Raw genomic sequence first — 11,783 nt, 5'->3', positions numbered from 1 at the left:
CTTTATTTTTTTTTTTGTGTTTTTTTTAATGTGGTGTGAAGTAGATGTGGGGGGGGGCCCCCCCCCCCCCGGGCCCCCCCCCCACCGCCCTCGTCGTGCCGAGCGACTCTTCGTACACCTTGGTGCGCGGGCGCGGGCGCGTGCGTGGGCGGCCCGTCGTCGGCGACGAGCCGCCCGGGGTCCCGCGCGGGGCGGGCCGGCGTGTCAGTCGTCTATGAGCCCCGGCACCCCGTCCTTCCAGCGGCCCGTGAACGAGTCGGCCCTCGCCTGGTCGCGGAACGCGTACGTCTTCAGCAGCCAGCGTGTGGCGGCCCGGTCCGCGTCCAGGATCTCGATGCGGTCCCGGCTGTGCAGCCCGTCCTGGTTGGCGAAGAGCAACAGGTCCCCGTCGCACAGGCGATGACGCTGCTTCTCGGCGACGACCAGGGCGTTCTTCATGGCCAGCAGCGCGTCCTTGGCCTCGCCGGGGGCGTCGGGCAGCACGGTCGTCGTCGTCTCCAGGTAGCGGATCGAGTGGTCGCCCTCCAGGATCGGGTGCGCGCCCGAAGACCGCTGAGTGCTGTTGGTGGCCCGGGAGAAGACGTCGAACGAGGTCGTGAAGTACGGCTGCCGCAGGATCTCCTGGTCCTCGTCCGACAGATACCGCAGCAGGGCACGCCCGCTGACGAACGTCGTGTAGATGACCTCGTCCTGCGGGCAGCGCATGCCCAGCAGAGCGATGTGGTCGGCCCGCGCCCAGTGCGCGGTGCGGTCGTTGTGGAAGGGCAGCTCGCTGTCGCTGAACCCCGTCTGCATGCCGCTGTACTTGTTGATCGCGATGACGTCGGTGAAGAAGTCCCCGTTGTTCCTGCTGCCGTACGCCATGAGCGGCGTCCGGGTGAGCCGGGCGACCAGGGCGAGGAACGCCTCACCGACGAAGGTCGTCTTCTTGCGGTACTTGTCGGCGACCGGGTCGTCGAGGTCGAGGTCCGGGATGTGCGGGTCGACGGGGCAGTTGCGCAGCACGTGGGCTTCGCTGAGGCCGGTCAGCCGGTCCTGCCGGACGCGCTCGCAGACTTCCACGAGGAACCGCGGGGCGTCGACCTCCGCCACACCCGCGACGAATTCCCGGTGGTCCCGGTACGGATTCCCTGGCACGGCGCCGAGCACGGCGGTCAGTTCGTCGCGCTGGTCCGGGGTGAGTACGTGAATCGGTTCCATTCCGCCATGCTGCGCCCGCGACCCGCGCGATTCATCGGTCGGGCGGCCGAGCGAACTCCACCCTGGGGCGAGCGAGTTCATCACGGCTGTCGATTCCCGGGTCTCGACCCCGGTGTTTCGATGGGCCGGAACGCCGGACAACCGGGCGAGGGGACCACGAGGGCCCCGGACGAGACGATCACCAGGAATGCGGAGGTGCCCGCCGTGTCACCCCAGGCAACGGCCCCAGACGTGTCATCCGTGACGACGGCCGCGGACGTGTCCCCCCGGACACTCGCGGCGAAGGTGTGGCGCGAGCACGTCGTGCGCCGGACCAAGGCCGGCAACGACCTGCTCTACATCGACCTCCACCTGCTGCACGAGGTGAACACTCCCCAGGCCTTCACCGGGTTGCGCGACGCCGGCCGCACCGTACGCCGTCCGGACCTCACCCTGGGCACCGAGGACCACAGCACCCCCACGCGCGCCGTCGACCACGTCGACCCGGACGCGGCACGGCGGCTCCAGCGGCGGACCATGGCCCGCAACTGCGCGGAGTTCCGTATCCCGATGCACCGGCTCGGCAGTGCCTCGCAGGGCATCGTGCACGTCATCGGACCCGAACTCGGCCTGGTGCGGCCAGGGATGACGGTCGTCTGCTGCGACTCGCACACCACGACCCTGGGGGCGTTCGGCGCGCTGGCTCTCGGTATCGGCACCAGCCAGGTCGAGCACGTCCTGGCCACCCAGACCCTCGCCCTGGCCCGCCCGAAGGACATGGCCGTCACGGTGACCGGCACCCTGCCCGCGGGCAGCACGGCCAAGGACCTGGCCCTCGCGGTGATCCACCGGGTCGGCTCGGCCGGCGCGCAGGGCCACGTGGTGGAGTTCCGCGGCGAGGCCGTGCGGGCGCTGTCCATGGAAGGCCGGATGACGCTGTGCAACATGGCCGTCGAGATGGGCGCACGGGCCGGGATCGTGGCACCGGACGAGGTCACCCGGGACTACCTGCGCCGGGCCGCCCCCCGCGACGCCGGGCGCTTCGACGGCCTCGCGCCGGCCGGGGACGACGACGCGGTCTTCGACCGTGAGGTCACCCTGGACGGCGCGGCTGTACTGCCCCGCGTCTCGTGGGGCACCAACCCGGCCCAGAGCGTGCCGCTGGACGGCCGGGTGCCCGACCCCGGCGAGCTGGGCGACGCGGCCGAGGCGTCCGCCGCCCGCCGCGCCCTGGACTACATGGCCCTGGCCCCCGGCACCGCCGTACGCGACATCGCCGTCGACACCGTCTTCATCGGCTCCTGCACCAACAGCCGGATCGAGGACCTGCGGGCCGCCGCCGCCGTGCTGCGGGGCCGCCGGGTCCGGGTGGACACCGTGGTGGTGCCCGGCTCGGCCCGGGTGCGCGCCGAGGCGGTCGCGGAGGGCCTGGACGAGGTCTTCGCCCGGGCCGGGGCCGACTTCCGGGCCGCGCCGGGCTGTTCCATGTGCGTCGGCCTGGGCGAGGACCGGCTCGCCCCCGGGACCCGCTGCGCCTCCACCACCAACCGCAACTTCGAGGGCCGCCAGGGCACCGGATCGCGCACCCACCTCGTCTCGCCCGCGGTCGCCGCGGCCACCGCCGTACGCGGCCGGATCGCGAGCCCCGACGACCTGTGACGGACGAGCGGCGCCCGCCCGGAGCGTGACCTCACGGCGGCGCCGGTTGGCACACCGCTCCGGTCGCCGCACGCGCCACCACCCCTACGACCCACCCGAGGACCCCACCGACGAGGAGAGGAGACGGCGATGACGCCGACGACTCCGGCCCCGCCCCCGGCCACCGCTCCCACGGCCTGCCCGCCCGCCGGCGTACACGTGGGGACCGCGGTCCCGCTGCGCGTACGCGACGTGGACACCGACCAGATCATCCCGGCACGCTTCTGCACCAACACCGAGCGGACCGGCTTCGCCGACGGCCTGTTCGCCGACCGGCGGGCCGACGACTCCGGCTTCGTCCTCGACGACCCCCGCCACCGCGGTGCCAGCGTGATCGTCGCCGCCGAGAACTTCGGCACCGGCTCCTCGCGCGAGGCCGCCGTCTGGGCGCTGGCCGAACACGGCATCCGCGTGGTCCTCTCCCCCCGGTTCGGGGACATCTTCCGTGCCAACGCCTGGTTCAACGGGCTGTACGCCGTCACCGTGCCGCAGAGCTTCGTCGACGCCGTCTGGCGGGCCGTCGACGCCGACCCGGCCACCGAGGTCCGCGTGGACCTGGCGGACCTCACCGTCACCGTCGCGGGAATCGTCCAGCCCTTCGCGCTCGACGCCGACACCCAGATCCGGCTGCTGCGCGGCCAGGACGCCATCGGCGCCACGCTCCACCACGAGGACGACGTGCGCGCGTACGAGGCGCGCCGGGCCCCCACCCCGACGACCACGGCCCGCTTCCCGGCGGCCGGTCCGCGCCGTGCGCGGCGGTCCCACCCCGCCCAGGAGGCGCCCATGTCACCCGAGGACCGCGTCCACGCCCTGTACCGCCGCATCGACGAGGGCGACTTCGCCGGCTTCGCGGCCCTCTTCCACGAGGACGCCGTCTACCACCGGCCCGGCAGCCCCGCGCTGGTCGGCCGCGACGCCATCGAGGCGTACTACCGCGACGAGCGCACCGTCGCCGACGGCACGCACACGCTCTCCCGGGTCCTCCTGAGCGACGGCGCCCTGGCGGTCGACGGGGCCTTCGGCGGCCACCTCACCGACGGCCGGGAGCAGGCCCACCGGTTCGCCGAGATCTTCGAGTTCGGCCCGGACGGGCTGTTCACGCGCCGCGACTCCTTCCTGTTCGTCCTCAACTTCTGATCACCCACCGCTGTCGACGCACCCCGCACCCGGCGTCGCGCCCGCCCCTCAGGACCTCTGCCAGCAACCGAGCACGTGAGGACCACCAGATGACCGTCAGCAGTGCCGCACCCGCACCCACTCACGCCGCCGGCGCGACCTCGCCGGGCGAGTCCGGCATCGGGAAGGCGGAGATAGGCGACTTCACCCCGCACATGGTGACGCTGCGGTGGACCGAGGACGACGGCTGGACCGTGCCCCGGCTCGGCCCGCACGAGAACCTGTCCGTCTCACCGGCGACCGCCGCGCTCCACTACGGCCAGTCCGTCATCGAAGGGCTCAAGGCGCACCGCCAGCCCGACGGCTCCTTCGCCGTCTTCCGGCCCCGCGACCACGCCCGCCGCTTCCGGAGCTCGGCCCGCCGCCTGGCCATGCCCGAGCTGCCCGACGACCTCTTCGTCGACGCCCTGGACCGGCTCGTCGAGGCGAACACCGACGTCGTCCCGGACCGCCCCGGGTACAGCCTGTACCTGCGGCCGTACATGTTCGCCTCCGAGGCCAACGTGGTGCCGCGCCCCGCCCGCGAGTACACCGTCGTCGTCATCTCCTTCCTGATCGGCAGCTACTTCGGGGACAGCCCCGACGGCGTCTCCGCGTGGGTCTGCCGCGACTACGCCCGGGCCTTCCCCGGAGGGACGGGAAGCGCCAAGACACCCGGCAACTACGCGCCCACCATGCCCGCCCAGCTCGCCGCCGGCCGGGCCGGCTGCCAGCAGGTGGTGTGGCTGGACGCGGTGGAGCGCCGCTGGGTGGAGGAGATGGGCAGCGCCAACCTGTTCTTCGTACGCGGCAGCGGCGACGACCTCACCGTCGTCACCCCCCCGCTGAACGGCAACTTCCTGCCCGGCATCACCCGCGACTCGGTCATCGCCGTCGCCACCGAACTCGGCTACCGCGTCAGTGAGGAGCCCGTGGCCCTGGACGAATGGCGCGAGGGGTGCGCGTCGGGACTGATCACCGAGACGTTCGGGTGCGGCACGGCCGCCGTCGTCACGGCCGTCGGACGCGTCCGCGACGGCGACCGCGAGTGGACCGTCGGAGACGGCACCACGGGACCCGTCACCAGCGCCGTCAAGGAACGGCTGCTCGCCCACCACCACGGGCTGATCCCCGACGTCCACGGCTGGCGGCACTCCACGACGACGGGGGCACGGCGATGACCACGACCACCACCTCGCTCAGTCCGGCGCGCGTCGACGCGGCCCGGCTGCTGGACACCCTGGAGCGGCTGCGCGCCATCGGGGCGACCGGCGACGGCGGCGTGACGCGCCGCGCCTTCACCCACGAGGACGTCAAGGGACAGGAGTTCGTGGCCGGGCTGATGCGCGAGGCCGGACTCACGGTCCACGTGGACGCCGCCGCCAACCTCGTCGGCACGTGCCCGGGCCGCGACCCGGACGCCCCGACGCTGGTGCTCGGCTCCCACCTCGACACCGTCCCCGGCGGCGGCGCCTACGACGGGGCGTACGGCGTCCTCGCGGCCGTCGAGGCCGCCCGCACGCTGCACGAACGCGGCACCCCGCTCGACCGGCCGCTGACGGTGATGGCGTTCAGCAACGAGGAGGGCACCACCGGCACCCCCGCCATGTTCGGCTCCCGCGCCGTCGCCGGCTGCCTCACCCCCGGCGAACTGGAACTGCCCGTCGCCGGGGAGGACCGCTCGCTCGCCCAGGTCCTGGACGCCGCCGGAGGCGACAGCCTGCGCGTCGACGACGTCCGCCGGAGCGCCGGCTCCGTCGCCGCCTACCTCGAACTGCACATAGAACAGGGGCCGGTGCTCATCGGCTCCGGCGCCGAGATCGGCATCGTCGAGGGCATCTCCGGGCGCCTCACCGCCGAGGTCACCGTCCGGGGCCAGGCCAATCACGCGGGCACCACCCCCATGGCCGACCGCCACGACGCGCTGCTCGCCGCGGCCCGGATCACCGTCGGCGTCCCCGGGCTCACCGGCGCCGACGGCGTGGTCAGGGTCGCCACCGTCGGCGACTGCCGGGTCTCGCCCGGCGCGTGGAACGTCGTCCCGGGTGGGGCCACGCTCGTCGTCGACCTGCGCGACATGTCCGAGGACAACCTGGAGGCCGGCCTCGACCGGCTGCGGGTCCTGGGCGAAGAGACCGCCCGGGCCACCGGCACCCGCGTCGACGTCGCCGAGGTGCAACGGGTGAGCCCCACCCCCTGCGACGCGGACCGGCGGGACACCGTGCGCCGCGCCACCGACGCCCTCGGCCTGTCCAGCGTCACCCTGCCCAGCGGGGCCGGACACGACGCCCAGTGGATGGCCCGCATCGCCCCCACCGGCATGATCTTCGTGCCCAGCGAGGAGGGCGCGAGCCACGTCCCCTACGAACGCACCGCGCCCGCCGACCTCGTCCGGGGCGCCGACGTCCTGCTCGGCTGCGCCCTCCTGGAGGGAACGACGTCATGACCACCGCGACCCGGCAGCCCGCCCACCCCATCCAGCGGGGCATGTGGCTGGCCTCCCAACTCGACCCGATCGGCTCCGAGTTCACCGTCTCCACCGCCGTACGCCTGACCGGACCCCTGGACCGGAGCGCACTGCGCGCCGCACTCGGCGACGTACTCGCCGAACAACCCCTGCTGCGCTCCCGTTTCGCACGCTACGGCCACAACGGCCTCTCCCTGGTGGCCGATCCGGACCTCGCCGCCCCGCTGGCGGAGACCGACCTCGGCACCCTGCCCGCGACTGCCGCCGAGGACACCGCGCGGGACCGCGTCGCCGCCGCCGCACGCGTCCCCTTCGACCTGGAGAACGGCCCCCTGCTGCGCGCCATGCTGGTACGCCTCGGCCCCGAGGACCACGTCGTCGCACTCCACCTGCACCACGCCGTCTGCGACGGCGACTCCGTGCAGATCCTGTACGACGCCTGGAGCCGCGCCTATGCGAACCGCACCGGCGCCGGCCCGTCCCCGGCGACGCAGCCGGCCCCGCGGCCGATCCCGTACGACGACACCCCCGAGTACTTCCGCCACGCCACGGTCTCCGAGAAGGAACACGCCGAAGGACTCGCCTACTGGAGCCGTCGCCTCGACGGCGCGCAGCCCCTGGCGCTGCCCCTGACCGGTACCCCCGGTCGCACGGACCGCGAGGGGGCCGGACACCGCTTCGCGCTGTCCGCGCCCCTGGTCCGGCGGGTCGACGCGTACGCCCGCCAGGCGCACACCACGCGCTACGCCGTCCTGCTCACCGCGTACGCCGCCCTGCTCGCGCGGCTGTGCCGCACCGAGGAGGTCACCGTCGGCACGACCGCGTCCACCCGGCTGACCGAGGAAGCGCGCCAGGCCGTCGGCCCCCTGTTCAACACCGTCGCCCTGCGCACCGGCGTCCGGGCGGACCTCACCTTCCGGGACGCCACGGACACGGTGACCGACACCGTGCTCGACGCCTTCGAGCACGTACGGGTGCCGTTCGAGGACGTCCTGGACACCGTGCGCACCGCCGCCTCCTCCGGGCTGCGCAACCCGCTGTTCAACGTGTTCTTCGAACTCGACCACGACACGGCGCCCGCCCTGCGCCTGCCCGGCTGCGTGGCGACCGCGTTCCCCTTCCCCGACCACGCGCCCAAGACCGACCTGATGCTCGTGCTGAGGCCCGACGCCGAGGGCCTGACCGGCGAGTTCACCTACCGCACCGCCGTCTGCGACGCCACCGGCGTGCGCGCGCTGGCCGAAGGCTTCACCGCGCTGCTCGACCGCGCCCTCGCGACGCCCGACACCCCCCTCACCGACCTGCCCGTCATGCCGGAGCACCGCCGCGCCGAGGTGCTGGAGCGGTTCGCCGACGGAGGCAGCGCGCCGTTCGAGGACCGGTGCGCGCACCGGCTCTTCGAAGAACAGGTCCGCCGCACCCCCGAGGCCGTGGCCGTACGCGAACTCGGCGACGCAACGCGAACGTTGACGTACGGCGAGCTGAACGGCCGGGCCAACCGGCTGGCCCGCTACCTGGTGGACCAGGGTGTGGCCGCGCACGACCGCGTCGCGCTGCTCCTGCGCCGCTCGCCGGACCTCGTCGTCGCCTGCCTCGCCGTGTGGAAGGCCGGCGCCGCGTACGTACCGCTCGACCCGGCCTTCCCCGACCCCCGGCTGGCCTTCGTCGTCGAGGACACCGACGCGCGCCTGGTCGTCACCGAGTCGGCCTTGGCAGGACGGGCCGCGGCCCTCGGCGGCGACGTGGTCGTGCTCGACGAGGCATGGCCCGCCATCGCCGTCCACGCCGAGAGCGACCTGCCCGGGGGGCCGGACGCCGGCGCGCTCGCGTACGTCATCCACACCTCCGGCTCGACCGGCAGGCCCAAGGGCGTGCTCGTGGAGCACCGCGGGCTCGCCAACTTCCTCGCCTGGTGCGTGAGCCGGTACGCGGCCGAGGGCGACGGCGGGGCCCCGCTCTTCTCCTCCATGGCCTTCGACATGGTGGTGCCCGACCTGTACACCCCCCTGCTCACCGGCCAGTCCGTCGCCCTGGCCCCGGACGGTCTGCCGCCGGACCGCCTCGGCGAGGTCCTCGCGGGCGGAGCCCCCTACAGCTTCATCAAGCTGACCCCGGGCCATCTGGAACTGCTCACCGCCCAGCTCACCCCCGCGCAGGCCCGCGGCCTGGCCCGGCTGCTCGTCGTCGGCGCCGACGCGTTCCCGCCCGCGGCCCTCGCCGCCTGGCGCGCGCTCGCCCCCGACATACCGCTGCTCAACGAGTACGGACCGACCGAGGCGACCGTGGCCAACAGCGCGTACGAGATACCGCCCCCCGCCGCCCTGGGAGCGCGCGAGGCCGACGCACCGGCCACCCTGCCCATCGGACGGCCCATCCCCAACACGACGCTCTACGTCCTGGACGGCGACGGCGCACCCGTGCCACCCGGTGTCGTCGGCGAGATCCACATCGGCGGGGCCTGCGTCGCCCGCGGCTACGCGAACCGGCCCGCTGCCACGGCCGAGCGGTTCGTCGACGACCCGTACGGCCCGCCCGGCGCACGGCTCTACCGCACCGGCGACCTCGGCCGCTGGCTGCCCGACGGGCAGGCGGAGTTCCTCGGCAGGTCAGACCACCAGGTCAAGATCAACGGTTACCGGGTCGAACCGGGCGAGGTCGAGGCCGCCCTCGTCGCGGCCCCCGGCGTCCGCCAGACCCTCGTGGTCACCGCCGACACGCCCGCCGGCGCTTCTGCCCTGGTCGCGCACGTCGTGCCGGAGCCGGGCAGTGCCTTCGACGCCGCCGCCCTGCGCGCCGAACTCGCCCGCACCCTGCCCGCGCATCTCGTGCCCGCCCGGATCCTGGAGCTCGCAGCGATTCCGCTCAACGCCAACGGCAAGGTCGACCGGGCGGCCCTGCCCGAGCCCGAGTGGGGCGGCGGGGCCACCGGCGCGCCCCGGGGCCCGCGCACGCCCGCCGAGGAAGCCGTCACCCGGGCGTGGGCAGAGGTCCTGGGCCTCGCCCCCGACGCGTTCGGCCCGGACGACAACTTCTTCGGCCTCGGCGGCAACTCCCTGCTCGTCCTGACCGTGGTCGCCCGCCTGCGCGGCCTGCTCGGCGCCCAGCTCACCTTCGCCCGCTTCCTCCAGGACCCGACGGTCGCCGGGATCGCCGCCGCGCTCGGCGAGACCGCGCAGCCGTCCGGCGGCGGCCGCAGCCTGGCGCCGCTCGCCCCCGACGGCGACGGCGTGCCCACGGTGTTCGTCCACCCCTTGGGCGGCACGGTCTTCTGCTACCGCCACATCGTCGAGATCCTGTGCGGCGAGGGCCCGCTGTACGGGCTCACCCTCGGGGCACTGCGCGGCGAGGACCCCGACGGCGACGACCGCCTGGAGGACACCGCCGCCCGCTACGCCGCGGAGATCCACGACACCGTGTCCGGTGCGGTCAACGTGGTCGGCTGGTCGGCGGGCGGGGTCACCGCGTTCGAGACCGCCCGGCAGCTCCGCGCGCTCGGCGGGGACGTCGCCCACCTGGTGCTGCTCGACCCTTCCACCCCGCACGAGAACACCCGCTGGCGCGGCTATGTACGCCAACTGCGCCGTATCCGGACCAGGCTGGGTCTGGCCGACGACGAGGAGCGGGAGGCGGAGTTCCAGGCGGTGCTGCGCGGCGACCTGTTCCAGGCCATGGGCATCGACCCCGCCACCTGCCGCGACTACTCCCTCTTCCCCCAGGACGTGCTGCTCATCTGGCAGCGCCAGCTCGAAACGCTCGGCGGTTACGAAGTCGGCTTCTACGACGGCCCGATGACCGTCCTGACCTCCCAGGAGAAGGACGGCGACGACCAGATCCTCCTCGTGGCGCAGTGGCAGGAGCACGCCGGGGGACCGGTCAAGCACATCCAGGTGGGCGGCGACCACCTGGGAATGATGCAACTGCCCGCCGCGGCCTCCTCGGCGGCGGCGCTGCGGGAACTGATCGCCCGGGGAGGGAAGGCACGCGATGACCACGCACGCTGACAGGGCCGCCGGCACGGACGCCGAACAGATCATCGGCGAGTTCTACTCCGAGTTCCCCTACCCCTGGCACGCCACCCGTCTCACCGCACCCGACGACCCGTCTCTCCATCCCGCCCTGCTCGCGCAGGAGTTGGGTGACTTCACCCACCGGCGTCTCCCGCGTGGCGCCCGCGTGTGGGTGCCCGGCTGCGGCGTCAACCAGGCGCTGATCGTCGCCCTGCGCTTCCCCGCCGCCGAGGTCGTCGGCAGCGACGTCTCCACGGACTCCCTGGACCTGTGCCGCACCGCACGCGACCAGATCGGCGCGACCAACCTGACCCTGCGCGAGGAGGGCATAAGCGACGCACCGTACCGGGCGGAGTTCGACTACGTCGTGTGCACCGGGGTGATCCACCACCACCCCGACCCCGGGATGCTCCTCGCCCGCCTCGCCGCCGCCCTGAAACCGACCGGCGTCCTGGAACTCATGGTCTACAACGCCTACCACCGGCGCGAGATCACCGCGTTCCAGGAGGCGATGCGGCTGCTCGGACGCGAACAGGACCTCTGGTTCGCCCGCCGCGTCGCCGGCTCCCTCACCCGCGACAGCGAACTCACCCGCCAACTGCGCGCCGACCTCGGGGAGCCGGAGGAGCAGTTCGCGGACAGCTGGCTCAACCCCTGCGAGCGCAACTTCACCGTCCGTACCCTGCACGAGACGGCAGGCACGGCCGGGCTCGCCCTGGAGGCACCCTGCGCCAGCCCGCTCGCCACCGGCCTCGACCTGTACGACTGGCGGGTGCCCTGCGGCGACGCACAACTCAGGCGCCAGACCGACAGGTTGACCGAGGTGGAGCGCTGGCAGGTCACCCAGGCGCTGAGCGTCGACCGAAGTCCGCTGCTGTGGTTCTACCTGCGCCGCACGGACAACCCGTGGCCCGCCCTGCGCGAGTCGGACCGCGACGAGGCGTTCCTGGACACCGCGTTCGTCCCCGTGACGACGAGCGAGCGGGTGTGGGTGATGGGACGCGCGGGCGGCTACCAGCCGCTGGACGCCCCCCAGCCACTGGTCGCCGGCCCCGCGCCGGTCGTGCCGTGGCTGCCGGACGTGGCGGACGGCGAACGCACGGTCCGTGAGCTGCTCACCGACCGCGGCGGAGTGCCGGACCGCGACGAACTGCGCGACCTGCGCATCCGGCTCACCACCCCGTCGTTCCCGCACCTGCGGGCCGTGTCAGCCCCGTCGGGGGCGTAGGCGCCCGCGGACGGGAGGAAGGGTAAGGGGGTGGGCCCACACCGAC

7 protein-coding genes and 1 pseudogene are annotated in these 11,783 nt (G+C 73.7%); 7 read left to right on the top strand and 1 reads right to left on the bottom strand.

The genetic code is table 11. From position 1 onward, the window contains the following. Nucleotides 1–204: 204 nt before the first annotated feature. On the bottom strand, nt 205–1,200 hold the full coding sequence (locus tag ABZ646_RS27605) for a TauD/TfdA family dioxygenase (protein WP_360524291.1): 996 nt from the start codon (nt 1,198–1,200) through the stop codon (nt 205–207). 240 nt (nt 1,201–1,440) lie between these two features. Here ABZ646_RS27605 and leuC point away from each other — a divergent pair, with 240 nt between their 5' ends. From leuC to ABZ646_RS27570, 7 genes and pseudogenes are all read left to right on the top strand, one after another. Further along, nucleotides 1,441–2,838 (top strand): 3-isopropylmalate dehydratase large subunit, encoded by a 1,398-nt coding sequence (gene leuC / locus ABZ646_RS27600; protein ID WP_360524288.1) that lies wholly within the window; start codon nt 1,441–1,443, stop codon nt 2,836–2,838. 129 nt (nt 2,839–2,967) lie between these two features. After that, a pseudogene (gene leuD / locus ABZ646_RS27595) lies at nt 2,968–3,579 on the top strand (3-isopropylmalate dehydratase small subunit); the annotation flags it as partial. Nucleotides 3,580–3,663: 84 nt separating this feature from the next. Continuing rightward, complete coding sequence (locus tag ABZ646_RS27590; RefSeq protein ID WP_360524294.1) at nt 3,664–4,017, top strand: nuclear transport factor 2 family protein; 354 nt, start codon at nt 3,664–3,666, stop codon at nt 4,015–4,017. Between the two features lie 89 nt (nt 4,018–4,106). Next, the gene (locus tag ABZ646_RS27585; protein ID WP_360524285.1) at nt 4,107–5,216 is read left to right on the top strand and encodes a branched-chain amino acid aminotransferase; all 1,110 of its coding nucleotides are present in this window, start codon (nt 4,107–4,109) and stop codon (nt 5,214–5,216) included. Continuing rightward, entirely contained in the window at nt 5,213–6,481 is a 1,269-nt protein-coding gene (locus ABZ646_RS27580) for a Zn-dependent hydrolase (protein WP_360524282.1), read from the top strand. Before ABZ646_RS27585 ends, ABZ646_RS27580 begins: the two co-directional genes overlap by 4 nt. Then, nucleotides 6,478–10,503, top strand: a complete 4,026-nt coding sequence (locus ABZ646_RS27575) for an amino acid adenylation domain-containing protein (protein WP_360524279.1) — start codon at nt 6,478–6,480, stop codon at nt 10,501–10,503. The genes ABZ646_RS27580 and ABZ646_RS27575 overlap by 4 nt, the downstream gene beginning before the upstream one ends. Next, nucleotides 10,487–11,737 (top strand): class I SAM-dependent methyltransferase, encoded by a 1,251-nt coding sequence (locus tag ABZ646_RS27570; protein ID WP_360524276.1) that lies wholly within the window; start codon nt 10,487–10,489, stop codon nt 11,735–11,737. The genes ABZ646_RS27575 and ABZ646_RS27570 overlap by 17 nt, the downstream gene beginning before the upstream one ends. Nucleotides 11,738–11,783: the final 46 nt, after the last annotated feature.

This window comes from Streptomyces sp. NPDC007162 (assembly GCF_040634175.1).
In the GTDB taxonomy this organism is placed as follows: Bacteria; Actinomycetota; Actinomycetes; order Streptomycetales; family Streptomycetaceae; genus Streptomyces.
This window is presented reverse-complemented; position numbering and strand designations above follow the sequence as displayed.

Excerpts from the sequence above, each read along its gene's own strand:
- ABZ646_RS27605 (WP_360524291.1), bottom strand. The coding sequence starts at position 1,200 with ATGGAACCGATTCACGTACTCACCCCGGACCAGCGCGACGAACTGACC.
- ABZ646_RS27590 (WP_360524294.1), top strand. The coding sequence starts at position 3,664 with ATGTCACCCGAGGACCGCGTCCACGCCCTGTACCGCCGCATCGACGAG.
- ABZ646_RS27585 (WP_360524285.1), top strand. The coding sequence starts at position 4,107 with ATGACCGTCAGCAGTGCCGCACCCGCACCCACTCACGCCGCCGGCGCG.
- ABZ646_RS27580 (WP_360524282.1), top strand. The coding sequence starts at position 5,213 with ATGACCACGACCACCACCTCGCTCAGTCCGGCGCGCGTCGACGCGGCC.
- ABZ646_RS27575 (WP_360524279.1), top strand. The coding sequence starts at position 6,478 with ATGACCACCGCGACCCGGCAGCCCGCCCACCCCATCCAGCGGGGCATG.
- ABZ646_RS27570 (WP_360524276.1), top strand. The coding sequence starts at position 10,487 with ATGACCACGCACGCTGACAGGGCCGCCGGCACGGACGCCGAACAGATC.